25 protein-coding genes are annotated in these 26,286 nt (G+C 61.2%); 17 read left to right on the forward strand and 8 right to left on the reverse strand.

The genetic code is table 11. From position 1 onward, the window contains the following. Nucleotides 1–22 precede the first annotated feature (22 nt). Entirely contained in the window at nt 23–583 is a 561-nt protein-coding gene (locus RGV33_RS04675; protein WP_322143281.1) for an antibiotic biosynthesis monooxygenase, read from the reverse strand. A 216-nt stretch (nt 584–799) separates the two neighbouring features. Between RGV33_RS04675 and RGV33_RS04680 the strand changes: the two genes are divergently transcribed. Then, nucleotides 800–1,756: a MerR family transcriptional regulator gene (locus RGV33_RS04680; protein WP_416152058.1), complete on the forward strand. Its 957-nt coding sequence runs from the start codon at nt 800–802 to the stop codon at nt 1,754–1,756. A gap of 2 nt (nt 1,757–1,758) precedes the next feature. On the opposite strand, the gene RGV33_RS04685 is transcribed toward RGV33_RS04680, so the two are convergent. Next, the gene (locus RGV33_RS04685) at nt 1,759–2,364 is read right to left on the reverse strand and encodes a hypothetical protein (protein WP_322143283.1); all 606 of its coding nucleotides are present in this window, start codon (nt 2,362–2,364) and stop codon (nt 1,759–1,761) included. 59 nt (nt 2,365–2,423) lie between these two features. Beyond that, a complete protein-coding gene (locus RGV33_RS04690) occupies nt 2,424–2,891 on the reverse strand; it encodes a PAS domain S-box protein (RefSeq protein WP_322143284.1) in 468 nt (155 codons plus the stop codon). A gap of 113 nt (nt 2,892–3,004) precedes the next feature. On the opposite strand from RGV33_RS04690, the gene RGV33_RS04695 reads away from it, so the two are divergent. Then, nucleotides 3,005–3,460 carry a flavodoxin gene (locus RGV33_RS04695; RefSeq protein WP_010176981.1) on the forward strand — a complete coding sequence of 152 codons (456 nt, stop codon included), beginning with the start codon at nt 3,005–3,007 and terminating at the stop codon, nt 3,458–3,460. Here RGV33_RS04695 and RGV33_RS04700 read toward each other — a convergent pair. Further along, nucleotides 3,441–4,337: a LysR substrate-binding domain-containing protein gene (locus RGV33_RS04700; RefSeq protein ID WP_322143285.1), complete on the reverse strand. Its 897-nt coding sequence runs from the start codon at nt 4,335–4,337 to the stop codon at nt 3,441–3,443. The genes RGV33_RS04695 and RGV33_RS04700 overlap by 20 nt on opposite strands. A gap of 99 nt (nt 4,338–4,436) precedes the next feature. Between RGV33_RS04700 and RGV33_RS04705 the strand changes: the two genes are divergently transcribed. The 8 genes from RGV33_RS04705 to RGV33_RS04740 all read left to right on the forward strand — a co-directional run bounded on the left by RGV33_RS04705 (nt 4,437) and on the right by RGV33_RS04740 (nt 15,235). Further along, complete coding sequence (locus tag RGV33_RS04705; protein ID WP_322143286.1) at nt 4,437–4,823, forward strand: CidA/LrgA family protein; 387 nt, start codon at nt 4,437–4,439, stop codon at nt 4,821–4,823. Then, nucleotides 4,813–5,499, forward strand: coding sequence for an LrgB family protein (locus RGV33_RS04710; protein ID WP_017476029.1), 687 nt, complete (start codon nt 4,813–4,815; stop codon nt 5,497–5,499). Before RGV33_RS04705 ends, RGV33_RS04710 begins: the two co-directional genes overlap by 11 nt. Nucleotides 5,500–5,649: 150 nt before the next feature. Further along, nucleotides 5,650–6,432 carry a class II aldolase/adducin family protein gene (locus RGV33_RS04715; protein WP_322143287.1) on the forward strand — a complete coding sequence of 261 codons (783 nt, stop codon included), beginning with the start codon at nt 5,650–5,652 and terminating at the stop codon, nt 6,430–6,432. Continuing rightward, on the forward strand, nt 6,432–7,334 hold the full coding sequence (locus RGV33_RS04720) for an alpha/beta hydrolase (protein WP_322143288.1): 903 nt from the start codon (nt 6,432–6,434) through the stop codon (nt 7,332–7,334). The genes RGV33_RS04715 and RGV33_RS04720 overlap by 1 nt, the downstream gene beginning before the upstream one ends. Nucleotides 7,335–7,914: 580 nt before the next feature. After that, nucleotides 7,915–8,826 (forward strand): SDR family oxidoreductase, encoded by a 912-nt coding sequence (locus RGV33_RS04725; RefSeq protein WP_076017726.1) that lies wholly within the window; start codon nt 7,915–7,917, stop codon nt 8,824–8,826. A gap of 485 nt (nt 8,827–9,311) precedes the next feature. Further along, on the forward strand, nt 9,312–11,102 hold the full coding sequence (locus RGV33_RS04730; RefSeq protein ID WP_322143289.1) for a DUF1302 domain-containing protein: 1,791 nt from the start codon (nt 9,312–9,314) through the stop codon (nt 11,100–11,102). 26 nt (nt 11,103–11,128) lie between these two features. After that, nucleotides 11,129–12,496 (forward strand): DUF1329 domain-containing protein, encoded by a 1,368-nt coding sequence (locus RGV33_RS04735; RefSeq protein WP_017476034.1) that lies wholly within the window; start codon nt 11,129–11,131, stop codon nt 12,494–12,496. Between the two features lie 249 nt (nt 12,497–12,745). Next, on the forward strand, nt 12,746–15,235 hold the full coding sequence (locus tag RGV33_RS04740) for a LuxR C-terminal-related transcriptional regulator (RefSeq protein ID WP_322143290.1): 2,490 nt from the start codon (nt 12,746–12,748) through the stop codon (nt 15,233–15,235). 135 nt (nt 15,236–15,370) lie between these two features. Here RGV33_RS04740 and RGV33_RS04745 read toward each other — a convergent pair whose 3' ends face one another. After that, the gene (locus tag RGV33_RS04745) at nt 15,371–16,162 is read right to left on the reverse strand and encodes an IclR family transcriptional regulator (protein WP_219273865.1); all 792 of its coding nucleotides are present in this window, start codon (nt 16,160–16,162) and stop codon (nt 15,371–15,373) included. 119 nt (nt 16,163–16,281) lie between these two features. On the opposite strand from RGV33_RS04745, the gene hmgA reads away from it, so the two are divergent. The 4 genes from hmgA (at nt 16,282) to RGV33_RS04765 (ending at nt 21,045) form a co-directional block, all read left to right on the forward strand. After that, nucleotides 16,282–17,565 carry a homogentisate 1,2-dioxygenase gene (hmgA, locus tag RGV33_RS04750; protein WP_322143291.1) on the forward strand — a complete coding sequence of 428 codons (1,284 nt, stop codon included), beginning with the start codon at nt 16,282–16,284 and terminating at the stop codon, nt 17,563–17,565. A 3-nt stretch (nt 17,566–17,568) separates the two neighbouring features. Further along, the gene (gene fahA / locus RGV33_RS04755; RefSeq protein WP_322143292.1) at nt 17,569–18,855 is read left to right on the forward strand and encodes a fumarylacetoacetase; all 1,287 of its coding nucleotides are present in this window, start codon (nt 17,569–17,571) and stop codon (nt 18,853–18,855) included. A 12-nt stretch (nt 18,856–18,867) separates the two neighbouring features. Continuing rightward, the gene (maiA, locus tag RGV33_RS04760) at nt 18,868–19,512 is read left to right on the forward strand and encodes a maleylacetoacetate isomerase (protein ID WP_322143293.1); all 645 of its coding nucleotides are present in this window, start codon (nt 18,868–18,870) and stop codon (nt 19,510–19,512) included. Between the two features lie 147 nt (nt 19,513–19,659). Further along, nucleotides 19,660–21,045 (forward strand): aromatic acid/H+ symport family MFS transporter, encoded by a 1,386-nt coding sequence (locus RGV33_RS04765; protein WP_322143294.1) that lies wholly within the window; start codon nt 19,660–19,662, stop codon nt 21,043–21,045. Here the strand turns inward: RGV33_RS04765 and RGV33_RS04770 are convergent. Next, on the reverse strand, nt 20,969–21,772 hold the full coding sequence (locus tag RGV33_RS04770) for a SirB1 family protein (RefSeq protein ID WP_322143295.1): 804 nt from the start codon (nt 21,770–21,772) through the stop codon (nt 20,969–20,971). The genes RGV33_RS04765 and RGV33_RS04770 overlap by 77 nt on opposite strands. A gap of 186 nt (nt 21,773–21,958) precedes the next feature. On the opposite strand from RGV33_RS04770, the gene RGV33_RS04775 reads away from it, so the two are divergent. After that, the gene (locus RGV33_RS04775) at nt 21,959–22,978 is read left to right on the forward strand and encodes a Leu/Phe/Val dehydrogenase (RefSeq protein ID WP_177083354.1); all 1,020 of its coding nucleotides are present in this window, start codon (nt 21,959–21,961) and stop codon (nt 22,976–22,978) included. A 6-nt stretch (nt 22,979–22,984) separates the two neighbouring features. Here the strand turns inward: RGV33_RS04775 and RGV33_RS04780 are convergent, their stop codons facing one another. Beyond that, nucleotides 22,985–24,292, reverse strand: coding sequence for an acetamidase/formamidase family protein (locus RGV33_RS04780; protein WP_322143296.1), 1,308 nt, complete (start codon nt 24,290–24,292; stop codon nt 22,985–22,987). A gap of 217 nt (nt 24,293–24,509) precedes the next feature. Here RGV33_RS04780 and RGV33_RS04785 point away from each other — a divergent pair, with 217 nt between their 5' ends. Then, the gene (locus RGV33_RS04785) at nt 24,510–25,235 is read left to right on the forward strand and encodes a dienelactone hydrolase family protein (protein WP_322143297.1); all 726 of its coding nucleotides are present in this window, start codon (nt 24,510–24,512) and stop codon (nt 25,233–25,235) included. Nucleotides 25,236–25,413: 178 nt separating this feature from the next. Here RGV33_RS04785 and RGV33_RS04790 read toward each other — a convergent pair whose 3' ends face one another. Beyond that, entirely contained in the window at nt 25,414–25,674 is a 261-nt protein-coding gene (locus tag RGV33_RS04790; RefSeq protein WP_010176960.1) for a YebG family protein, read from the reverse strand. Nucleotides 25,675–25,980: 306 nt separating this feature from the next. Between RGV33_RS04790 and RGV33_RS04795 the strand changes: the two genes are divergently transcribed. Then, nucleotides 25,981–26,238, forward strand: a complete 258-nt coding sequence (locus tag RGV33_RS04795; RefSeq protein WP_008438570.1) for a DUF6124 family protein — start codon at nt 25,981–25,983, stop codon at nt 26,236–26,238. Nucleotides 26,239–26,286 lie beyond the last annotated feature (48 nt).

Here is a 26,286-nt window from a genome sequence, read left to right on the forward strand (position 1 = left end):
CAGCGCGCGGCCTCCCTTGTACTCACGCAGCGGCTTCGGTGACCTTTACCCGAGCCGGCGCCGGGTGCAGCCAACCGGCCAGCAGGTGGGTCGACAACGGAATAAAGAAGTAAACCATCAACGGCGTAAGCGCGAGGGTGCTGACCAGTACTCGGGTGAGTAAACCCAACTCGGCGAGCAGCGGCTCAAGGCCAAAATTGAACAGCAGCGACACCGGGAAAAACGCCAGCCAGATGGCCACGGCTTGTTTCCAGCGTGGCGGTCGTGCGGCGGCGGCGCCGAACCAGCCGTCTATACCGCGTACACGATGCTCCGACGGCGCAGCAAACAGCTCACTGCCACGCCCGAGCCATGCGCCACGGGACGCGGAAAACTCCCACGCATGCAGGGTCTTTTCGTCGGCGAAGCGGAAAATAATCTGGAATTCATCATCGTTGGGTGGCGGTGCAAGCACGCCGGATCCCAGGTAGCCGGGGAAGTCCGTGGCCAATTGCTCGCCTTCGCGCAGCCAAGCCATCAACTCTTCATAACGACCCGTGGCCACGCGGCGCGCAACCATCAGGGTGACAGGGGAGGTAGACATTGTGTATCTCCATAAGGATCAGGTGCGCTGGGCCGGGTAGGCGGCGCACGAACGAAGCTGCGGGGTAAGCAGCCACGTTGAAAAAACAGGCAAGGATTATTCCTGTTTTGAAAAAATACGCCAGCGGCATTGGTCGGGTTGCCGTAGGCCTTGAAACGGACAGGTTTATGGGCGTTAAATGGGATCCAAGTTTTTCACGGTGTTTTTAGTGCGCTGATGTCCGTAATGACTGCTCCTCTCCCTGATACGACGCTTTGCAATCCAGCCGATTGCGGTGAGCTGTTCCCGATTCGGGAAGTGGCAAGATTGACAGGCATCAACCCCGTTACCTTGCGCGCCTGGGAGCGTCGTTACGGGCTGATCCAGCCGATTCGCACTGAAAGCGGGCACCGCTTGTATTCACGCACCGATATCGAGACCGTTCATCGCATTCTTGACTGGATAGAACGCGGCGTAGCGGTGAGCAAGGTCGGCAAAATCCTCGCCCGTGGTGATCAGCAGGCTGAAACAACGGCCGGCGCGCCAGCCGGTGCGGAATATGAATGGAGCCAATGGCAGCAGCAAATGCGAACGGCCATCGCGGCCTTTGACGACCGGCAACTGGACCGGTTGTATGGCCAGATTTTCTCCGCCTACCCGGTCGCGGTGGTTTTCCAGGACATCCTGATGCCTCTCTGGCAGCAGCTGTTGCGCCACCAGGGGCTTTTTGGCCAAACCAGCGAGTGGTTGTTTTTTGATGGATTCTTGCGCAGCCGCACCTGGAAACGCCTGCAAATCGCCTGTGCTTCGGCGGCACCGCGGGTGCTGCTGGCCGCCGTCGCGGGAGAATGCCGCGAGCTGGAATTGCTGGTGGCAGGGCTGCTGATGAGCAGTGATGAGTTGGCGGTCAAGATCCTGAGCGTGGGCCAACCGATTGATGAGTTGACGCTAATCTGTGAAAAAACCAAGCCACAAGCGCTGGTGGTGTTCTCCAATCATTCGCCCACCCTCGACCTGTCGCGGCGCCTTGAGCGGCTGGCCCTGACCCTGGATTGCCCGTTGATGCTGGCTGGGGATGCGTCGGAATTGGCCTACGACCAGTTGGAGGGGTCGACCGTCGGTTGCCTGGGCAATGAAGGACGATTGATGCAACGCCGTCTGCAGCAGTTTTTGCGTGGCGGCCTCGATACCTGACGTCAGGTGTGGACCTCGGGGTGAAACAGCCGGTGTTGCTGCAGGATGAACTGGCGCAGGCGCTCGGTCTCATCCACATCATTCTGGCTTAGGCGATAGGCGAACAGGCCTCGTGCGTTTTCCCGCTCCAGGGTGCCACGCACGGCGATGCGCTCGTAGCCGGAGGGGCTGAACCACAGGGAGAAGGTTCGGGGCGCCTTGATCCGCCCGCGAATCTCCACCAGTAACCCCTTGAACGACACCTCATGCACCCACAGTGCTCCCGGCTGCCCCTTGATGTTTTCCAGTGGCACCGGCTCTTCAAGCGCCAGGCGCCAGGGGCGAATCATTGGCCCGTCTTCGAAGATACTGGGTACACCCAGGCGCAAATGCACGGCATGAAACTCGTCTTCCACCAATTGCAGCGGAAAAGTCATTTGCTGGTTGTCGAATTGTGCCTGCAGCGTGACATGGTCTTGGGCGGCGAGGCGGGTAAGCAAGTCACGGATCTGCGCACCGCCATTTACCGTGAGGCTCGACGACGCATCCCGCACGTTGAGTTGCGGGTTATGGTGCATGGTCTGAATAAAATCCAGCTCGTCCTGCGTCAAAAGCGCGTCGCGTTGCATTGATCTTGCTCAAGAGGTGAGGTGTTAAAATGCCATTATCTCTCTAAAGACCGCATTTTCTAGTTTTTGTTATATCCGCTCGTCGCCTTGAGTGCTGCAAGCTCTGCCTTGAGGTCTGCCAACTGGGCTTCCAGATGCGCGACGCGCTGCTGGGCCTTGACCTGAGCGGTCACCTCCTTCTGCACCCCCACAAAATAAGTCTGCCTGTCGGCCGGGTTGTAAACCGTTGATAACGACAGCTCATTCCAGAAATGCGTGCCGTCCTTGCGGTAGTTGCGCAGGATTTCCCGGCAGGAGCCGCCGCTCTCCAGGGCTTCGCGGACCGCCATCAGCCCAGGCTGGTCACGGTCACCGGACTGCATGAAGCGGCAGTCCTGGTAGAGGATTTCGTCGAGGGTGTAGCCGGTCATGCGCTCGAACGCCGGGTTTACGTAGATCAATGGCTTGTCCTTGCCCTCGCGCTCGGCGATAACGATGCCATCGTTGGAAGCGTTGATCACCAGTTGCATCAGCTTGGCATTAATCATTGAGCGGTCCATGGCTTGTCTTGGGAATTTGCAGTTTAAGACATGCCGGGCGCCTGTCCACTTGACCCAGCTGTTAATATCCCAGGCTTTTAGTCAGTTACAGGATCAGATTGATGAAAGTCGCCATCCTTTCCGGCTCGGTGTACGGCACGGCTGAAGAAGTCGCCCGTCACGCTGCAAGCATTCTCAACGCTGCCGGTTTCGACGCCTGGCACAACCCGCGCGCCACCCTGGCCGACGTGCAGGGCTTCGCGCCCGAAGCTTTCCTGGCCGTGACCTCTACCACCGGCATGGGCGAATTGCCCGACAACCTGCAGCCCCTGTACTCGACCATTCGCGACCAGCTGCCGGCTGCCTGGCGCGGGCTGCCGGGCGCGGTGATCGGCCTGGGCGACGCGAGTTATGGCGACACCTTCTGCGGTGGCGGTGAACAAATGCGCGAGCTGTTTGCCGAGTTGGGCGTACGTGAAGTGCTGCCGATGCTGCGCCTGGACGCCAGCGAAAGCGTAACCCCGGAGGCCGACGCCGAACCGTGGCTGGCCGAGCTGGTCACTGCACTGCGCGGTTGACCGGAAACTCGCGCAATAACGCGAGCCAGGCCTGCGCAGCTTTCGACAGGTAGGCGCCCTCACGCCAGATAAAGGCGATGTCCCAGCGCAGGTATTCCGGCGCCTTGAGCGTGAGGCGCACCACCCCGGGCCGCACCAGGCCCCTGGCGACCACGCTGGGCAGCAACACCACGCCCTGGCCGGCGGCCACCAATGCTGCGAGAAAATCCGCCTGGCCGCTGCGCCCGCTTTCCTTCGGGGTAAAGCCCACTTGTTGACAAGCTTGTAGCAAGCGGTCATTCAGCACAAAGCTGCGCTGATACATCAGGAACGGCGTATCGGCCAGCTCCTCAAGGCGGATCTGCGCGTTATCGGCCAACGGATGGTCCATCGGCAGCAGCGCGTCCAGCGGTTCATCACAAAACGCCTGCCAGGCGAATGCCGGGTCGCTGGGCATCAGGCTGCCGCCCACCTCCAGTTCCCCGCTCAAGATCGCCTGTTCGATATTGCGGCTGCCACCTTCGAGCAATTGAATCGTGACATTCGGGTAGCGCCGGCGATATTCGGCAAACAGCCCGGCGAACAACGTATCGCCGCCCAGTTGCGGCAGGCCCATGCGCAGCTCGCCACGGGTCAGTTGGTTCAAGTCATCCAGTTCACTGAGCAACTCGGCTTGCTGGCGCAGCATGGCCTCTGCCCGTTGCAGCACCACCTGGCCGGCAGCCGTCAGGCGAATCTGTGAACCCAGGCGATCCAGCAGTGGCGTGCCCAGGCTTTGTTCGAGCTGGGCCACCTGCTTGCTGACGGCAGACTGGCTGATGTGTAAGGTTTTGCCCGCTTGGGTAAAGCCACCGCGGTGGATCACTTCGACAAAGCTGCGCAGCTGTTTGAATTCCATCGGCCTGATTCCATTTAGGAATGGCTTGCAGTCTAACAATTCGCTGTGGGGATGCCACGGGCCTCTTTAAAATGGGAACCTCGCGAGGACCCAAAGCTCATGAAACGTTTCACCTTCAAACGCGTCGCTCGGTTGCTGGCTGAACTGGTCGTACTGCTGGCTATTTACTTTCTCGGTTGCGAATTCGCTGCCTGGCTGAGTTGGCCCATCCCCGGAGGTGTGGTCGGCCTGGGCCTATTGCTGCTGACCTTCGCCACCGGCCTGGTGAAGCCGGCGGCCCTGCAACTGGGGGCCGGTGTCCTGATGGCGGAGATGTTGCTGTTCTTTATTCCTGCCCTGATGAGCCTCCTGGACTACGGCGGCCTGGTACGCCACGACGGCTGGAGGATCATGCTGGTAATCGGTTTCAGCACCTTGTCGGTCATGCTGGTAACCGCGTTTACCGTGGAGTTCGTCTGCCGCTGGAAGCTGCGCCATGAAGCTTGAACTGATGCCGATGTTCTGGCTGGCGCTGACCCTTGGGGCCTACGGCTTCAGCCGCTGGATCTACCGGCGCACCGGGCGCTACCTGCTATCGCCACTGATTTTAGTGCCCGCACTGTTGCTGGCGGTGGCCGTGCCGATGAAAACCGCCTACGCCGAATACTCCACCGACACCCACTGGCTGATGCTGGTGCTGGGCCCGGTGACCGTGGCGTTTGCGATTCCGATCTGGCAACAGCGTCAATTGCTGATGCGTCACTGGTCCGCCCTGTTGCTGGGGATGGTGGCGGGCAGCGCGGCCTCCATCGCCACCTCCTATGGCCTGGCCAAGGCTTTGGCGCTGGACAGTTCGGTGACGATGTCTTTGGTGCCCCGTTCGATCACCACCCCATTCGCCATGCCCGTGTCGTCGGACCTGGGCGGCGTGCCGGAACTGACGGCCGTGTTCGTGATGTTCACCGGCGTATTTGGCGCCATGCTCGGCGGCGTGCTGCTTAAGTGGTTGCCGCTGCGCACGCCTCTGGCGCGCGGCGCATTGTTTGGCGTGGGCGCCCACGGTGCGGGTGTGAGCCGGGCCCATGAAGTGGGCGGCGAGGAAGGCTCGGTGGCGGGCCTGGTGATGGTGCTCACCGGGTTGCTCAACTTGTTCGCCGCACCTTTACTGGCGTCGCTTCTCTGACGCCATTTGAACAATTTCGAACTATTCTCAGGACTGACCCGCTCGGTCATCAAGCTGGCTGCCAATGCAACTACGGCGGCCTGTTGGTCTGATTAGACTGGCCCTTCACCCAAAAAAATAATAATAAAACGCGCCAAGGAGGTCATTGCCGTGAGCCTAGCCACTGTTCAATCGACACACAGCGTAAAAGATCAGGTCAGCGCTGCCGAATGGCAGACCCGCGTCGACCTTGCCGCGTGCTACCGCCTGGTAGCGATGCACGGTTGGGACGACCTGATTTTCACCCACATTTCGGCCAAGGTACCGGGCACCGAAGACTTCCTGATCAACCCCTACGGGCTGATGTTTCACGAGATCACAGCATCGAGCCTGGTGAAGGTCGACCAGGCCGGCAACAAGCTGATGGCCAGTCCCTATGAGGTCAACCCGGCGGGTTACACCATCCACAGTGCGGTACACGAAGTGCGGCATGACGTGGTTTGCGTGCTGCACACCCATACGGCTTCCGGCATCGCCGTTTCGGCGCAAAAGCAGGGCGTGTTGCCCATCAGCCAGCAATCCTTGTTCGTGTTGTCCAGCCTGGCCTATCACGCTTACGAAGGTGTGGCGCTGAACCACGAGGAAAAGGCCCGCTTGCAGGCCGACCTTGGCGACAATAATTTCCTGATGCTGCATAACCACGGTCTGCTGACCTGCGGTGGCACCATTGCCGATACCTTCTTGATGATGTTCACTTTCCAGCGCACCTGCGATATCCAAGTGCTGGCGCAGAACGGTGGCGCCGAGTTGATCAGCATCGCACCACCGATATTGGCCGGTGCCCGGGCGATGATCGCCGGGGTTACCAAAAGCGCCCAAGGCATGGGCGGTGCGCTCGCGTGGCCGGCCTTGCTGCGCAAGCTCGATGCACTCGACCCCGGGTATAAAAGCTGATGCCACTCGCCGAGATCCCGCTGCGCATCTGGCGCCAACGCGCCCAGAGCTTCGAGTTTCGTGGCCATACCATTCGTTACTGGGTGGCGGGGCAGGGCGAGCCGTTGCTGCTGATCCATGGTTTCCCCACCGCCAGTTGGGATTGGCATTACCTCTGGCAACCGTTGGCGCAGCGCTATCAGGTAATTGCCTGCGACATGCTGGGGTTTGGCGATTCGGCCAAGCCGCTGGACCATGCCTACTGCCTGCTGGAACAGGCGGATTTGCAGCAGGCGCTGCTGGAGCATCTTTGGGTGCGGCAGCCGGTGCATGTGTTGGCCCACGATTATGGGGACAGCGTCGCCCAGGAATTGTTGGCGCGGCATTACGAAGGGCTGTTTCAGATGGCCAGTTGTGTGTTTCTCAATGGTGGGTTGTTTCCTGAAACTCATCGTCCGGCTTTGGTGCAAAAGCTGTTACTCAGCCCGCTGGGATGGATGATTGGGCGGGCGTTTGGGCGTAATGCGCTGGCCAACAGTTTCGGGCAGATTTTCGGGCCGGCGACTCGGCCGAGTGAAAGTGCGCTGGATGATTTTTGGAGTTTGATCGAGAGCCAGGAGGGGCCGCGGATTTTGCACAAGTTGATTACGTACATTCCTCAGCGTCGGCAGCAGCGGGATCGGTGGGTGGCGGCGATGCAGCGGGGGGAGGTAGCGTTGCGGGTGATCGATGGGGAGGTTGATCCGATTTCCGGGGGGCATATGGTTCAGCGTTATCGTGAGTTGGTGCCGCATGCGGATACGGTGGTGTTGGCCAATATTGGGCACTATCCGCAGATTGAGGCGCCGGTGCAGGTGTTGAAGCATTATTTGGCGTTTCGGGACGGGCTTGGGGTTGGGACTGCTCGGGTGGCTTATTCTTGATTGGGGTTGAGTACATATCCGTTGCTTCGGTAACGGCTTCTTATGGTTTCGCTCTTACAGCGAGTCACTTTGCAAAAGCGGCAAAGTAACCAAAACGCTCTGCCCCGCCTGTCGGCACCTCGCTTAGGCTCGGTGTGCCCGAACGAAGGCATTGCTCCGCGGGCCGCCGCGACGGCCCGTCCCTGGCCCGTCGCGGCTAAACCGGCGTCCTGCCGGTTTACCCGCTCCTCAATCCCTGCGTTCGGCCTCGGGCTGAATGGGGCAGTCAGATCAAAAGCAAGATCAAGAACACAGCGGCCTACAGGCCGGCCTGAGTGTTGGAAGCCAGATCAAAAACCAAAGCAGAGCGGCTTTTCTGTAGGAGCTGGCTTGCCGGCGATGCAGGCGACTCGGTCTTTCAGTTACACAGAGGCGATGCCATCGCAGGCAAGCCAGCTCCCACATTTGACCGGGGACGCCAATCATCCCCCAGCCTTATCGCGCACCATTCACCCTCAACCGTGTTTATTGTGACCACAAGCCCCGTGCCTGACACTCCACCCATCCACCCATCCACCCCTAACCGTCCCTGGAGTTCCCAATGAGTGAGCCTGTGCAGTTCCAAGACAAGGTCGTGATCGTCACCGGTGCCGGCGGCGGATTGGGCCGCGCCCATGCACTGCTGTTCGCCAAACACGGCGCCAAAGTGCTGGTCAATGATCTCGGCGGCTCAACCCAGGGCGAAGGCGCCAACGCCTCGGCGGCCGACCGCGTGGTAGCCGAAATCCGTGAAGCCGGCGGCATCGCCGAAGCCAACCACGATTCCGTTACCGACGGCGACAAGATCGTGCAGAACGCCCTCGACGCCTTCGGCCGCATCGACGTGGTGGTCAACAACGCCGGGATCCTGCGGGACAAAACCTTCCACAAAATGGAAGACAGCGACTGGGACCTGGTCTACCGCGTACACGTCGAAGGCGCCTACAAAGTCACCCGCGCCGCATGGCCGCATCTGCGCGAACAAGCCTACGGCCGGGTGATCTTCACCGCCTCGACTTCCGGCATCTATGGCAACTTCGGCCAGTCCAACTACGGCATGGCCAAGCTCGGCCTGTACGGGTTGACCCGCACGCTGGCGCTGGAAGGCCGCAAGAACAACATCCTGGTCAACGCCATCGCGCCTACCGGCGGCACGCGCATGACTGAAGGCCTTATCCCGCCGCAAGTCTTCGAGCGGCTCAAGCCAGAACTGATCAGCCCGCTGGTGGTGTACCTGGGCAGCGAGGCCTGCCAGGAAACGTCTGGCCTGTTTGAAGTGGGCGGCGGCTGGATCGGCAAGACCCGCTGGGAGCGCAGCCTGGGGGTTGGGTTTGACCCTGAAGCGGGGTTCTCGCCGGATGATGTCGCTGCCCATTGGCAGCAAATCTGCGACTTTGACGGGGCCGCTCACCCCAAGGACAACATCGAGGCCTTGAAGGAGATGATGGCCAACCTGCAGAAGTACAGCCTCTGATCATTGCATTAAAAAGTTTTAATCAACCCGGGGCGCCATGGCGCCCCGGTTTATTTCAGGCATAAAAAAAGCCGCTGCAAAGGCAGCGGCTGAAGTAAGACGTTTGATCAAGGAGCAATAAATCAACGTCAGTGAACACGGGTAACAGATTGAAAATATTGATCAATCCATTAAATCTGGCTGTTCTTCCAGGCTCTGGAAGCGGGCGGTTCGCCCTGAAAGCCAAGCAAGAATAGGCTTTTGTTACAGAATGAAAAATAGCGATTCGGGACAAGGACTGTTACCAAACTGGCAACAGTGACGCCGGCGCCTCATACATCCCCCTGATAACCCTTCATCCATCTCGTCCATATCCCCGCCAATACCCCGGCCAGAGCGCCCCTTCATCCTTTCGAGCGACAACACGAATACCTCCTTGGTGCGCTTATCGCTCCTGATGACGGGCAGTAGGGTGGGGCCTTCTGTCACACCACCGGGGAAGACGCATGACAAGAACAACAATGCGCGCCATCTTCAGGCCACAGGCGCTGGCCGCTGCGGTTGCTTTGGGTTGCTGTGCCCAGGCGCAGGCTGTTTCGTTCAACATCGGCGAGATCGAAGGGCAATTCGATTCCTCGCTGTCGGTCGGTGCCAGTTGGGGCATGCGCGACGCCGATAAAAAGTTGGTAGGCATTCCCAACGGCGGCACCGGCCAGGCGTCCACGGGCGATGACGGCCGCCTGAACTTCAAGAAGGGCGAGACCTTCTCCAAGATCTTCAAGGGCATCCACGACCTGGAGCTCAAGTACGGCGACAGCGGCGTGTTCGTGCGTGGCAAGTACTGGTACGACTTTGAGCTGCAGGACGAAGACCGCGAATTCAAGCAGATCAGCAATAACCACCGCGACGAAGGTGCACGCTCTTCCGGCTATGAACTGCTGGATGCGTTTGTCTACCACAACTATTCCATTGGTGATTTGCCGGGCAACGTGCGCGTCGGTAAACAGGTGGTCAGCTGGGGTGAAAGTACCTTCATCGGCAACTCCATCAACAGCATCAACCCGATTGACGTTTCAGCCTTTCGCCGGCCCGGTGCCGAGATCAAGGAAGGGCTGATTCCGGTCAACATGCTGTTCGCGTCCCAAAGCCTGACCAACCAGTTGAGCGTGGAAGGGTTCTACCAGTTGAACTGGGAAAACACCGTGGTGGACAACTGCGGCACCTTCTTCGGTAACGACGTAGTGGCCCACGGTTGCAACGGTAACTACACGGTTGGCAGCCCGGCGATTGCGCCGTTGCAACCGGTGGCGGCGGCGTTTGGCCAGGGCTTCCAGGTCACGAACGAAGGCGTGGTGGTGCAGCGTGCAAAAGATCGCGAAGCGCGCGATGGCGGCCAGTTCGGCATGGCCCTGCGCTGGCTGGGCGACGACACGGAGTACGGCCTGTACTTCATGAACTACCACAGCCGTACGCCCACCGTCGGTACCATCACGGCCAACACCAGCCTGGCCACGATTGGCCGTATCGTCAACGCGGCCAACGGGATCGCTCCGGGTTCGGGCGCCGGCCTGGCGCAAAGTACGATGCTCGGTCGCGGCCAGTATTACCTCGACTACCCGGAGAACATCCGCCTGTTCGGTGCCAGCTTCTCCACCACCTTGCCCACCGGCACCGCGTGGACCGGCGAAATCAGCTACCGCCCGAATGCTCCCGTACAACTCAACACCACCGACCTGACGCTGGCCCTGGTCAACCCGATTGCCGGTAACGCCGCTTCACCGATCGCCAGTTCCTTCGGTGCTGACAACGCAGGCTACCGCCGTAAGGAAATCACCCAGATCCAGAGCACCATGACCCAGTTCTTCGACCAGGTGCTGGGCGCCGAACGCCTGACCCTGGTGGGCGAGGCGGCCTTTGTGCACGTCGGCGGGCTGGAGGCGAAGTCCAAGCTGCGTTATGGGCGGGATTCGGTCTACGGCCAATACGGCTTCGGCGGCGACACCGACGGTTTCGTCACGGCCAACTCCTGGGGTTATCGCGCCCGGGCCATCCTCGACTACAACAACGTGTTCGCCGGGATCAACCTCAAGCCCAACGTGTCGTGGTCCCAGGACGTCAGCGGCTACGGCCCCAACGGCCTGTTCAACGAAGGCGCCAAGGCCATCAGCGTTGGCGTGGACGCGGACTACCGCAACACCTACACCGCAAGCCTGAGCTACACCGACTTTTTTGGCGGTGACTACAACACCCTCACCGACCGCGACTTCATCGCCTTAAGCTTTGGCGTGAACTTCTGATTGGGTTTAAGGAAGGACAAGAGACTATGCGCAAGATGATTCTGCAATGCGGCGTGTTGGCCCTGAGCCTGCTGGCTGCCAACGTGATGGCTGCTGTTTCGCCTGAAGAAGCGGCCAAGCTCGGCACCACGCTTACCCCGGTGGGCGCCGAGAAAGCCGGCAACGCCGACGGTTCGATCCCCGCCTGGACCGGCGGCATCCCGAAAAACGCCGGCGCGGTAGACAGCAAAGGCTTCCTCGCCGACCCGTTTGCCAGTGAAAAACCGCTGTTCGTGATCACCGCCGCCACGGTCGACAAGTACAAGGACAAGCTCTCCGAAGGCCAGGTGGCGATGTTCAAGCGCTACCCGCAAACTTACAAGATCCCGGTGTACCCAACCCACCGCACGGTCAACCTGCCGCCAGAGATCTACGAGTCGATCAAGCGCAGCGCGCTCAATGTGCATGCGATCAACGACGGCAATGGCCTGGAAAACTTCACCGGCAACCGCTACTACGCCTTCCCGATTCCGAAAAATGGCGTGGAAGTGCTGTGGAACCACATCACCCGTTACCACGGCGGCAACCTGCGCCGCATCATCACCCAGGCCACGCCGCAGACCAACGGCAGCTACACGCCGATCCGTTTCGAGGAAGAAGTGGCCGTGCCGCAACTGATCCCGGACATGGACCCGGTCAAGGGCGCCAACGTGCTGACCTTCTTCAAGCAGTCGGTGACCGCCCCGGCGCGCCTGGCAGGCAACGTACTGCTGGTGCATGAAACCCTCGACCAGGTGAAGGAACCGCGCCTGGCCTGGGTCTACAACGCCGGCCAGCGCCGGGTACGTCGTGCCCCGCAAGTGGCCTACGACGGCCCGGGCACTGCCGCCGACGGCCTGCGCACCTCGGATAACTTCGACATGTTCTCCGGCGCCCCCGACCGCTACGACTGGAAGCTGGTGGGCAAGAAGGAAATGTACATTCCCTACAACAGCTACAAGCTTGACTCGCCGACGCTCAAGTACGACGACATCATCAAGGCCGGCCACATCAACCAGGACCTGACCCGCTACGAGCTGCACCGGGTCTGGGAAGTGATCGGTACCGTCAAGCCAAGCGAGCGGCATATTTACGCCAAGCGCCACATGTACATCGACGAAGACAGCTGGCAAGTCGCGCTGGTGGACCACTACGACGGCCGCGGCCAACTGTGGCGCGTGGCAGAAGGGCATGCGCAGTTCTACTATGACCACCAGGTGCCGGCCTACACCGTCGAAACCCTTTACGACATCATCGCCGGGCGCTACATCGCCCTGGGGATGAAGAACGAGGAGAAGAGCAGCTTCGTGTTCGGCTTTGCGGCCAAGGCGGCCGACTACACCCCGGCAGCGTTGCGCTCGGAAGGCGTGCGCTGAAACCTGATTTAAATGCGCTCAAACTGTAGGAGCTGGCTTGCCTGCGATAGCGGTGTATCAGTAACAGATACCTAACCTGACACACCGCTATCGCAGGCAAGCCAGCGCCTACAATTTCATGCCGGGTTGCCGTTTGGCTCCCGGCTTTTTTATGCCCGCCAATCAGCCTGCTGAATACTCCTCAACAACCGCCAGCCACAGGACTAGGGTAGGCGGCACGCTGTATAAAATAAAAACAGGGACGCAGTAATGACCGCCATGACCCGTTGTCTGGATCGTCCTGGATTCATGCCACGCTTGTCTGCCCATCATCTGCTGCGCCCACGCCTGGCCGGGCCGTTGCTCAACGCGTCGGCGCGGGTGAAGTTGCTCTGTGCGCCGGCCGGCAGTGGCAAGAGCGCCCTGCTCGCCGAGTGTGCGTTGCAGGCGCCTGCGGAGTGCCAGGTGTACTGGTTGCCGCTGAACGGCGCGGGCCAGGATTTATGCCAGCGTCTGGCGCAAAACCTTGGCCTGGATTTTATCGATGAACCCACGTTGCTGCTGGCTCTCAACCGCTGGCAAGCGCCGGCCTGGCTGTTTCTCGATGACTTCTGCAGGGTGCCGGCGCCGGAGTTGGATGCGTTGCTTGATCGCATTCTGGCGGCCAGCAGCCCGGCCTTGACCTGGTGGATTGGCGCGCGGCGACGGCCGGCCTGTAACTGGCCCCGGCTATTACTCGACGATGAATTGTGGGAGTGCAATGCTGCCGAGTTGGCGTTTGATCACACCGAGATCCACTACTTGGCCGGGCCGTGCGCCGACAAGGTGCTGAAGTTCAGCGCCGGCTGGTGCGCGGGTGCGCGCATCGCATTGCTTGAAGGCGAAGGGCACCCCGACAAAACCTTGCTCGACTACCTGCAACACGAGCTGTTCAGCGGCCTGGCCCCGGAATTGGCCGAAGCCTGGCGCGTGCTCGCGCACCTGCCACGCTTCAACCCGAGTGTGTGTGAACACCTGTTCGGCTTTGGCGACGGTGGCGATTACCTGCGTGACTTGCTGGCGTTGGGGGCCTTTATCGAACCCTGGGAAGACTCCACCGACTGGCTGCAAATCTTCCCGCCGCTGGCCCAGCTTATGCGCGACGAACCCTGGCCAGCCAAGCGCTCCTGGCACCGGCGTGCCTGCCAATGGTTTACCGCCGCCGAGGACTGGCAACCGGCGTTTGAACAGGCGCTGCTGGCCGAAGAGTACGAAGTGGCCGTAAGCCTGTTGCAGCATTTCAGTTTTGAAGACCTGTTTCGCCAGCAAAATGCGGTGCTGCTGTTGCGCCTGCATGAGCAACATGGCGATGAGTTGATGCTGGGTTCGGCGCAACTGGTGGGGCTGGTGACGGCGGCGTTGCTGTTCGCCGGACGCTTCGACCAGGCGGCGTTGTGCATCGATCAACTGGCGCGTTTCACGCCGCAACCGACCGCGCACTCGCAGCGCTATCTGCTGGCCCGCTGGCAGGCGCAATGGGGCTGGCTGTTGCACCTGGGAGGCGAAGCCGCACGCGCCCGGGAGCATTTTCTCGAAGCCCTGCAAGACTTGCCCGAGAGCGCCTGGACATCGCGCTTGATGTGCCTGTCGGGCCTTACCCAGCAAGCCCTGCTGCGAGGCGAGCTGGATGTAGCCCAAGGGCTGAACCGTGAGGCGTTATGCCTGGCGCGTTCCCATGGCTCTTTGCTGCTTGAGGCATTGCTGGAGCTGGATCATGCGCAGTTGCTGGAACAGCGCGGCGCCCCGTATAGGGCTCAAAGCCTGCTGGAAAACGTGCAGCGAATGCTGGTGCAACAGCGCCTCAAGGCCGGGCCGTTGGTAGGGCGTATCTCGCTGCGACGTGGGCACCTGGCCCTGCGCCAAGGTCACGACGCCGTCGCCGCCGAATGTTTCGCGTCCGGCCTGGGCATGTGCCTGCACAGCCAGGACAAGCGCGTGCTCTACGGCTATCTCGGCCTGGCGCTATTGGCCGCCAACAAGGGTGATTACGCCCAGGCGTTTATCCAACTGCGGGATGCCGAGCGCCTGATGCAGCAACGCCAGGTGCCCGACACCGTTTATCGTGCCGTGCTGCTGTTGCTCAGTGGGCATTTCTGGTTGCAGCAGGGCCGCGCCGAACTGACCCTGGAAGCAGTGACCCGCGTGCTGCGTCACTACAGTGGGCCCAAGGCCAAACAAGCACCGCCGGCCACCCTGGAGCTGATCCCGCGTCTTGAGTACTTGCAGGTGCTAGCCGAAGTGAAATTGCGCCGGGCCGAAGAGCCCATCGCGCGCCTGGGTGCGTTACTGGAGACTGCTCGGCAACGCGGCATGCTGTGCCTGGAAGCGGAGTTGCATTTGGTGCTGGGGGAAGTGGCCTGGCAAGTAGGCGATCGGCCATTAGCCGTGCGCTCACTGGAAGCCGGGCTGGAACTGGCGGGGCGCTGCCAGGTGCAACAGGCGATTCGCGAGTTGCGCCTCAGGCAGCCGGGGTTGTTGAGTGCGTTGGGGCTGGAGCCGCAGGAGTGCCTGGCGGCGGCGGGGGAAAACCCGTTGAGCCAGCGCGAGCTTGAGGTGCTGAAGTTGATCGCCTTGGGCAATTCCAATCTGGAAATTGCCAGCCAGTTGTTTATCTCGCTGCACACGGTGAAAACCCATGCGCGGCGCATTCATAGCAAGTTGGGGGTAGAGCGGCGTACCCAGGCAGTGGCCAAGGCCAAGACGCTGGGATTGATGGCTTGAACTCTAATCTCGAAATCAACGCAGGCTAATGTGGGAGCCGGGCTTGCCCGCGATGACGGTGTGTCAGGGGCAGATAGCTAACCTGATGCACCGCTATCGCAGGCAAGCCAGCTCCCACAGTTGAACGGCGTTGTGTCAGGGAAGCTGATAACCCATGCGCCAACTCACCGCCTGGGTCGCCGCCAACAAACGCTTCGCCGCCGGGCCGTCTTCATCGGCATGGAACAACGACGTCGGCCCCACCACAGTCAATACCGCCGCCACCTGGCCGACCGCGTTGAACACCGGCGCCGATAACGCGTCTACGCCGGGCATCAGCAAACCGTGCACAAAGTGCAGGCCACGCTGACGGATCTGCTCGCAGGTGGTGGCGTAGGCCTGGTCATCCGCCAACGCATGGGCGATGCCCGCCTGAATCTCCCGCTCGCGCAACTCCACGGTTTCCCGCGACGGCAGAAACGCGCTGAACACCAAGCCGGTGGACGAACTGAGCAGCGGCAACACCGAACCCAATTGCGTCACCACCGTCACCGCGCGCACCGCAGGCTCGATATGCACCACGGTTGCGCCCTGGTTGCCCCAAACGGCCAGGAAGCAGGTTTCATTCAACTCGTCCCGCAGTTCTGCCAAGGGCAGGGCGGCGACTTTCAGCACGTCCATGCTGCCCAGCGCGGCCAGGCCCACGCGCAAGGCTTCGCGGCCCAGGCCGTAATGGTTGGTGGCGGTGTTCTGCTCGGCAAACCCTGAGGCAATCAGCGCCTGCAAGTAGCGGTGAACCTTGCTCGCCGGCATTTGCACGTGCTCGGCCAGGCGCGACAACGAGGTGGCCGGCGACAGTTCAGCCAGGGCCTTGAGGATGTCGGTGCCCACTTCGGCCGAGCGGACTTTCTGTTTACCGGTGTCGCGGGGGGCGGGCGGCTTTTCCATGGAGGGCATGAATCCGAAAGACGAATGGGCGTCTTTATAGCTTGACGGTCAACAGGTATCAAATTACGTTATGCGTAACTGGATTACGATAAAAACAACTTCCGCTCAGAGGACGATCCATGACCCTCGAATACCAATCAGGCTTCGGCAATGAATTTGCCAGCGAAGCCTTGCCCGGCGCCCTGCCGGTCGGCCAGAACGCCCCGCAGAAAGCGCCCTACGGGCTGTACACCGAACTCTTCTCCGGCACCGCCTTCACCATGGCCCGCAGCGAAGCCCGGCGCACCTGGCTGTATCGCATCCAGCCGTCGGCCAATCACCCGGCGTTCGTCAAGCTGGAGCGGCAATTGGCCGGTGGCCCGCTGGGCGCTGTGACGCCAAATCGCCTGCGCTGGAACCCGCTGGATATTCCGGCTGAACCGACAGACTTCATCGACGGGCTTGTAGGCATGGTCGCCAATTCAGCGTCCGAAAAACCCTCTGGTATCAGCATTTACAACTACCGCGCCAACCGCTCGATGGACCGCGTGTTCTTCAACGCCGACGGCGAACTGTTGATCGTTCCCGAGCAAGGCCGCCTGCGTATTGCTACCGAATTGGGTGTGCTGGACGTCGAGCCGTTGGAAATTGTCGTGCTGCCCCGCGGCCTCAAATTTCGCGTCGAACTGCTGGACGCCCAAGCCCGCGGCTACGTCGCCGAGAACCATGGCGCGCCACTGCGCCTCCCGGACCTGGGGCCGATCGGCAGCAACGGCCTGGCCAATGCACGGGATTTCCTCACGCCCGTCGCCCATTACGAAGACCTCAAGCAACCGACCACGCTGGTGCAGAAATTCCTCGGCGAACTGTGGGGTTGCGAGCTGGACCATTCGCCGCTGAACGTGGTGGCGTGGCACGGCAACAACGTGCCGTACAAATACGACCTGCGCCGCTTCAACACCATCGGCACCGTGAGTTTCGATCACCCCGACCCGTCGATCTTCACCGTATTGACCTCGCCCACCAGCGTGCACGGCTTGGCCAACCTCGACTTCGTGATCTTCCCGCCTCGCTGGATGGTCGCGGAAAACACCTTCCGGCCGCCGTGGTTCCACCGCAACCTGATGAACGAGTACATGGGCCTGATCCAGGGTGCCTACGACGCCAAGGCCGAAGGCTTCCTGCCCGGTGGCGCGTCGCTGCACAGCTGCATGAGCGCCCACGGCCCGGATGGCGAAACCTGCACCAAGGCCATCAACGTGGAGCTTGCGCCCCACAAGATTGATAACACCATGGCGTTCATGTTCGAGACCAGCCAGGTGCTGCGTCCTACACAGTTCGCGCTGGAGTGCTCGCAGCTGCAACCTTCCTACGACGCTTGCTGGGCCTCGCTGCCCACAACCTTCAACCCGAATCGGAGATAACCCATGACTCAGCCTAATCTCACCCGCAGTTGGGTGGCTTCCGCCAACGGTCATCGGGATTTCCCGCTGCAAAACCTGCCGCTGGGTGTGTTCAGCGTTAACGGTTCTGCGCCGCGCAGTGGCGTGGCAATTGGCGAGCACATTCTCGATCTGCAGGCCGCTTTGGAATGCTTTGCGGGCGAAGCCCGTCGCGCCGTTGAAGCTACCGCTGGCGGCCAGCTCAACGCCTTTTTCGAACTCGGCCGTGGCCCACGTGTGGCCCTGCGTGAGCGCCTGCTGGAACTGCTGGCGGAAGGCAGCGACCAGCAAGGCAAACTGCAAGCTGCGCTGCTCCTGGCTGCCGATTGCCAGATGCACCTGCCAGCCAGAATCAACGATTACACCGACTTCTACGTGGGCATCGAGCACGCGCAAAACGTCGGCAAACTGTTCCGCCCGGACAACCCGTTGCTGCCCAACTACAAGTATGTGCCGATCGGTTACCACGGCCGCGCGTCGACGATTCGTCCTTCAGGCACCGAAGTTCGTCGCCCTAAAGGCCAGACCCTGCCAGCCGGCCAGACCGAACCGACCTTCGGCCCTTGTGCACGTTTGGATTACGAGCTGGAACTGGGCATCTGGATCGGCCAGGGCAATGCCATGGGCGACTCGATTGCTATCGGCGACGCCGCTGATCACATCGCCGGTTTCTGCCTGCTCAACGACTGGTCGGCGCGGGATATCCAGGCATGGGAATACCAGCCGCTGGGGCCGTTCCTGTCGAAGAGTTTTATCACCAGCATTTCGCCGTGGGTGGTGACGGCTGAAGCCCTGGAACCTTTCCGCAATGCACAGCCGGCGCGCCCCGAAGGCGACCCGCAACCGTTGCCGTACCTGCTGGACAAGCGCGACCAGGCTGCCGGTGGCTTTGATATCGAACTGGAAGTGCTGCTGACCACCGCCTCGATGCGTGAGCAGAACCTGCCGGCCCATCGCCTGACCCTCAGCAACACCCAACACATGTACTGGACCGTGGCGCAAATGGTTGCGCACCACAGCGTCAACGGTTGCCAGTTGCAGGCCGGTGACCTGTTCGGTTCAGGCACCTTGTCGGGGCCGCAACCCGGTCAGTTCGGCAGCCTGCTGGAAATCACCGAAGGCGGCAAAAAGCCGATCGAACTGGCCTCCGGCGAAGTGCGTAAATTCCTTGAAGATGGCGACGAAGTCATCCTGCGTGCCCGCTGCACCCGCGACGGTTTCGCTTCCATCGGCTTCGGCGAATGCCGGGGTACCGTGGTCGCGGCGCGCTGAGAGGGCCGGGCCATGGAACTCTATACTTACTACCGCTCCACTTCGTCCTACCGGGTAAGAATCGCGCTGGCCTTAAAGGGTGTGGACTTCACCGCGGTGCCGGTCAACCTGCTGGTGCCCAAGGGCGGCGCCAATCGCCAGCCGGAATACCTGGCGATCAACCCCCAGGGTCGCGTGCCGGCCTTGCGCACCGATGACGGCGATGTGTTGATTCAGTCGCCGGCGATCATCGAGTACCTGGAGGAACGTTATCCGCAGGTGCCGTTGCTCTCCATGGACTTGGCAACCCGCGCGCATGAGCGCGCGGTGGCGTCGATCATCGGGTGCGACATCCACCCGCTGCACAACTCCAGCACCCAGAATCTGCTCAAGCAGTGGGGGCACGATGAGGCGCAAGTGCTGGAGTGGATCGGGCATTGGATCAGCCAGGGCTTGGCGGCGGTGGAGCAGTTGATCGGCGATCAGGGCTATTGCTTTGGCGAGCAGCCGGGGATGGCCGATGCGTTTTTGATCCCGCAGCTGTATGCAGCCGAACGGTTCAAGGTATCGCTGGGGGCGTACCCGCGCATTCAGCGGGTGGCGGCGTTGGCGGCGCAGCATCCGGCGTTTATGGCGGCGCACCCTGCCAAGCAACCCGATACCCCTGACACGCCATAAATCAATGTGGGAGCTGGCTTGCCTGCGATCGCGATGTGTCAGGTTAGGTATCTGTTACTGATGCACCGCTATCGCAGGCAAGCCAGCTCCCACATGTGATCTACAGCGTGTCCAAAAAAAATATAAAAACAATACAGGTCCCTTGCGATGCAAAATCAGATTGCCAGCTTTCGTGCGGCACTCGACGCCCGCCCGGTGTCGCGCTATCAGTGGTTGATTCTCCTGTTGTTGGCACTGTTGCTGGTCACCGACGGTTACGACGCCCAGGTCCTGGGCTACGTCGTACCCGCGCTGGCCAAGGACTGGGGCCTGGAAAAGGCCGCGTTCGGCCCGGTATTCAGCGCCAATCTGCTGGGGTTGACCCTCGGCTCCCTGGCCGTCACACCGCTGGCCGACCGCTTCGGTGTGCGGCGCATCCTGCTGTGCTGCGTACTGATCTACGCCAGCCTCACGGTGTTGATGGTGTTCGCCAATTCCCTGAATACCCTGATGGCCGCGCGTTTTATCTGCGGCATCGGCATGGGCGGCGCGATGCCCAGCGCCATGGCCTTGATGTCGGAATATTCACCGCCACGCTTGCGAACGTTGATGGTGACGCTGGCGGCGTGTGGCTTTTCCTTCGGTGGCGCGGCGGGTGGTTTCGTGGCCGCCGGGGTTATCGACAGCTTCGGCTGGCAGGCGGTGTTCCTCGCCGGGGGCGTGACGCCGTTGTTGCTGTTCCCGTTTCTCGCCTGGATGTTGCCTGAGTCCTTACCGCGCCTGCTGCGTGACGCGCCGCCTTACGTGCGCCTGCAAAAAGTCACCGGGCGGATGTTGCCCGGCTGGCAGCCGCCGGCAGCGAGCGAGGAAGAAAACCGACAGGAGCAGGGCAGCAAACTGACGGTGGTGGAGCTGTTCCGCCATGGCTACGCGCGCCCGACATTACTGCTGTGGGCGACGTTTTTTGTCAGCCTGATCCTGCTGTATTTCATGATCAGCTGGCTGCCTTCGCTGTTGCTGGAAAGTGGCCTGGGCCTGAACGAAGCCACCCTGGTGACCTCAATGTTCCTGTTCGCCGGGACCTTGGGTGCCATTGGCATGGCGTGGTTTGCCGACCGGCTCAAAAACAAAGTGCGCTTGTTGTCCGGCGTGCTGGCAGCGGCGGCGGTGTGCACCATTCTGCTGGGCCTGAACCACGATAACCCGCGATACCTGGTGGCCTGCGTGTTTGCGGCGGGCTTGTGCATCATCGGCGGCCAGCTGACGCTGAATGCGTTCGTCAGTAATTTCTACCCGGCGCACGTGCGGGCGACCGGCACCGGCTGGGCGCTGGGCGTCGGACGGTTTGGTTCGATACTGGGGCCGCTGTTCGGCAGCCTGCTGCTGGCGATGCATATCCCGGTGCAGCAGATTTTCTTCTTCTGCGCGATTCCGGCGGTGATGGCGGCATTGTTGATTATTCAGGTGCGCTCGCCAGTCAATGCACCACCGAGTTCGGCGGCAAGTGCCCCAGCCGCTCGGTCAGGCGCAGGCGCTGGATCGGATCCTCGCTGAGCATCAGCGCATGCTCCAGGTCAAAACGTTCGGCATTCGGGCAATCCAGGCGCTGATACAAACTGGCCCGGGCCAGGTAATCGGCAGCGCTGGCATTGCCCAGCTCCAGCACGCGCTCGGCATCCACCAGGGCGGCCAGGTGGTCGTCATTGGACAGGTGCAACTGGCGCAGATTGCGTGACAGCCGTTGCAGGATCGAACGCGGCTCGGCGGTGTGCAGGTGGTCGGCCTGCAATTTGAGGTTGGGCCCGTACTGGCGAGTCAACAGGTCGCGGCAGTCGTTGGGGTACAGCCGTCGCCCGCCACAGGGGTCGAGCAGATGATCGGCGCCCGGTACCCGCAACAGGAAGTGTCCCGGAAAGTTGACGCCGACCAACGGAATGTCCAGGCGTCGCGCCAACTCCAGTGCAATCAGCCCCAATGCCAGCGGCTGCCCACGCTTGCGCTTCAAGACCTTGTCCAGCAAGGCGGCGGCGGGGCGCAGCGGGGTATGGTCATCCTGGGCAAACCCCAGGTCGTTCATGCGCCGCAGCAGCGGTTGCCCGAGTTCATCCGCCGGCAGCATCGGCATGCTCAGGCTGACCAACTGCTGCAACACCTTGAAGTCGTGCAGGATGGCCAAGGGGTCAACCGCCGGGTCGTGCTCGGCCGCCATCCACAGCGCGGCTTCAAACAGCGCGGGTGGTGAGCGTTCCAGGCAGGCAAAAAAGGCGTCGCGGGGCTTCATTGGGTTCTCCGGCGGATGTCTCGTTTTAGCCTTGCTGCGACCTTTCGTCCAGTGCCTTAAGACGCGTCTTATCTGTTTATGTCGCAAACCCTTTAAAACCGGTGGCCTTATTCCTGCGTACTTGGGCAGGCTTTCGCTGGCAGTCCTATACTTGGCGCCTACCAGAAGTGATTCGGGAGCTCGACGATGTTTGCGCTCATGCACAGCACCCGCCTTGAATCGCTGCACCTGAGCGTTGACCCGGCCACCGGGTTGAAGGCGGTTATTGCCATCCATAACAGCCGCTTGGGCCCCGCCCTTGGAGGCTGCCGCTACCTCTCTTACCCCGACGATGAAAGTGCCGTGGAGGATGCCGCGCGCCTGGCCCAAGGCATGAGCTACAAGGCCGCCCTGGCCGGCCTGCCGGTAGGTGGCGGCAATGCGGTGATCATCCGCCCCGCCCATGTGGAAAGCCGCGCCGCGCTGTTTGAAGCCTTTGGCCGTTGCATCGAGCAGCTCGATGGCCGCTACATCACCGCCATCGACAGCGGCACCTCGGTAGCCGACATGGACTGCATCGCCCAGCAGACGCGCTATGTCACCAGCACCACGGCGGCGGGCGACCCGTCGCCCCACGCGGCCATGGGCGTATTCGCCGGCATCCGCACCACGGCCATGGCCCGCCTGGGCAGCGATAACCTGGAAGGCTTACGCGTGGCAATCCAGGGCCTGGGCAACGTCGGTTATGCGCTGGCCGAGCAACTGCATGCCGCCGGCGCGGAATTGCTGGTCAGCGACATCGACCACGGCAAGGTGCAACTGGCCATGGAACAGTTGGGCGCGCACCCGATTGCCAACGAAGCCTTGCTCAGTACCCCGTGCGACATCCTTGCACCCTGCGGCGTGGGCGCGGTGTTCAACCGTTACACGGTCGCGCAGTTGCGCTGCGCGGCGGTGGCCGGCTCCGCAAGTGCGCAACTGACCAACCTGCACGTGGCTGATCAACTGGAAGGCCGTGGGATTCTTTACGCGCCGGACTACGTGATCAATTCCGGCGGGCTGATCTACGTTGCCCTCAAGCACGGCGGTGCAGAGCTGGAAACCATCACCGCGCACCTGTCGAACATTGGTACCCGCCTGACCGAAATCTTCGCCCATGCCCAGGCCGAAAAACGCTCACCCGCGCGGGTGGCGGATGAGCTGGCAGAGCGGTTGTTGTACCGCTGAAGCGGGTCAAAGCTGATATTTCTCCCGGGCTAGTTGGCCCACGCCCATACGATCAAGGATGTGCATCGGGCACAGGATCGTGACCCGCACGGTTCCCGGCAGGCGGCTGATTTCGATGGAGCCGTTGAGGGTCGCGCGGTTGCGCACTTCGTCGATCGGTAGCCCGGTCACGGCGGCTGCGCGTTCCAGTCCGTTGTCCGTCGCGACGTTGAGATTGGTCCCACTGCCGATAAAGGTGATGGGCGCATTCTCCTCGATCTCTACCTGGCCCCACCGCTCACCCAATGCCTTTACCCGCAGGCGTTGCTCCGCGGTCATCGGGCGTGCCATGGGCGGCAGGTCGTCGAGGTTTTGCAGCAGGATCGGGCCGTCCAGCCTCAGGCCCTTGATCACCTGCACCGTCAATTCGGTTTCCCCCGACACATCGGTGGCATGCCCGGCAATTTCGCCGTTGCCCTGCTGGGCATGCATATCGCCCATGTACACCCCGGCGCCGGGGACTTTCACCGGGCAGATCAGGATGCAGCCTTCGCGCACCGAGTTGGTGTCCATGTGGCCATCGGTTTTCGCGGCGTGCAGTTGTTCATGGGTCATGCCGTAGCGATGGGGCGCGCCTACCAGGTATTGGCCGAAGTCGCCGCAGTTGTGGGAATCCGGAAGGTCCCGTGAAGGCGTGGTGCCAATGTTGCCCAGGAAAGGGCGCATATGGGCGGCCAGGCCGGGGATGTCGGCGCGGGCCAGGGACAGGATCGAATGCTGGGCAGACAATTGCGGCAGCGCTGACATGTCCGAGGCTTTGCCGGCCAGGCGGTCCGCCACGGCCTGATTGACCGTGAGGCTCACCTGATGCTCGGCATCCAGGACGATTACGTAGCCATTGCTGAAGCGAAACGCACTGACTTCGGCACCGCAGGCGTTGCAGCGGATAGCGTCTTCGCCAATGCCTTCGACGTGGCTCGCGGGATGCTCTTGCCCACAGCTGGAGCAGAACTTCGCGACGAACGGATCGCCGTGGTAACGCCCTTCGACAAAACTCATGACCCCCGAGGACGTGGCCAGGGAAGTGACGCGCATGCGCTTGATCTTCAGCGCCACCGCGTCGCCAATTTCGGCGCCGGCGATAAATACCGGCTGGGTGACTTCATGACCGCCTTCGAAAGCCGGTGTGATCATCGGCCCCCAGCAGCCGGGCGGGGTGCCGGTGATCAAGGTGCCACCGTCGGCCAGTGGCCCGAGCATTGTCTGGCTGGGGCCGAGCAGGCCGTTGGTGTAGGAGGTGACGCTGAGACGGTCGACAGAAGGGAGGTTATTCATTTTATTTTCCGGGCCCTGGGTGATTGAATGTTGAACAGGCTTCATCACTTAAGCGCCGGTGTGTATCTGTCGTGTGTCGCGCCGCCGCGATTGCCGGTACGTGTGTATCTGAGGGGCATCCATACACACTCTGATACACCCGCAGTGGCGGTCGCGGGCAAATACAGATATCTCTGTTACACGCTTACTTTTTCAACCCCATCAGACCGAGGTTTGCATGTCCAAACAAACAGCAGGGCGCTCCACCGGGCGCATGATCACCTTCAAGCGCCCGGATGGCGCAGACGTCAACGGCTACCTGGCCAGCCCGGCAGTACTTGAAGGCGCGCCGGCGATTGTGGTGATTCAGGAATGGTGGGGTGTTAACGATCAGATCAAGGGCGTGGCCAATCGCTTGGCAGAATGCGGCTACCGGGTACTGGTGCCGGACCTGTACCGCGGCGCTTCCACGGTGGAAGAGGAAGAAGCCCATCACCTGATGGATGGGCTGGATTTTGGTGATGCGGTTTCCCAGGACATCAACGGCGCCGTGCAGTACTTGAAGGCGGATTCGAAAAAAATCGGTGTGACCGGTTATTGCATGGGCGGGGCGTTGACGTTGTTGGCGTTGAACGCGATTCCGGAATTGGCCGCGGGCGTGGTGTGGTACGGCTTCCCGCCGCTGGAATACCTGGATGCGTCGAAGATCAAGGCGCCGCTGATTGGGCATTGGGGCACGCAGGATGCCTTCTTCAACATCGACACCGTAGCTGAACTGGAGTCAAAACTGCACGCAGCCGGTGTGGACGCGACCTTCCATCGCTACCTGGCGCGGCATGCGTTTGCCAACGAGACGGCGATTGGTGATGGTCGGATTGCAGACACGCAATACGATGCCGCCTGGTCGCAACTGGCGTGGGACCGCACGCTGACGTTCTTTGGCAAGACGTTATGGCAGGCGTAAAGCACACGGCATAACCCTGTGGCGAGGGAGCTTGCTCCCGCTGGGCTGCGCAGCAGACCCAAAAGCTTGGGAGCGCTGCGCACTCCAGCGGGAGCAAGCTCCCTCGCCACAGCAAGCTCCCTCGCCACAGCAACCTCCCTCGGCCACAGCAAGCCCTTTCGCCACTACTGGCAACGCATCACTCAGCCTCTGGCTGCCCAATTTCTGCCAATGCACTCGCATTGTTCTTGAACGCCGCCGCAAACGCCGCGCGGTTCTTGGCCATGAAAATACCGGCATCTTCAGCCTGCTTCTCGCTCAAGCCTTCGACGTTTTTCAACAGCACTTCCATCAGGGACTCTGCCAGTTCAAGCATCTGGTCGTGTGCGTCGGCAAGTTTGCGATCCACGAATGTAGTCTCCAGGTCACGGGTACTGCGATACAGGGTTTCAACAGCCATTTTTCGGCCTCGTCATCGGTGCAGTATTGAAGGGAGTTGCCCTTGGTTCGAGTGTCGCCAAGCGTTTTTGCGACTACTGTATTTATATACAGCTAAAAGCATAAGCCAATCCATGGGCTTTGGGTAGTGGCTTTTCAATGTAGCTGGCAAATGCTGGTTTGCCCTATCGGAAACTTCTCACAGGTTGGTGGGGTTGCAGGAGCGTCATTCAGTGGCTTACCTTCTCCGGGCTTCGCTTATGCGGTACACGAGTTTGGCGGCTCGAATTTAAGGAGCAAACATCTTGTAAATCCAAGGAATTGCACCATGGTAAAAATGACTGCCTGTTTTTCTGAATCGCCTATAAAGCCGCCTACCGCGCTTTTCGCTGTGACCCCAAATACTGACACCGAAACGTTACTCGCCAACGCCAGCGAAACCTTGAACAGTGCCCGTGAAATGGCCAGCAGCCTGGCTTTTGAGCTTGAGGGCCCACAGCGCAGTTTGCTTCTGGCGATCCATCAACTGCTCGAAATGAGTGGGTTATTGGTCGATCAAGCGTTGGATCAAGTCGCCCCGACCTGATGTTGGACTGCTAAGTCGTTCCTGCGCTGGTGGGAACGACTGCATAAG

The organism is Pseudomonas sp. Bout1 (genome assembly GCF_034314165.1).
Classification (GTDB): Bacteria; Pseudomonadota; Gammaproteobacteria; order Pseudomonadales; family Pseudomonadaceae; genus Aquipseudomonas.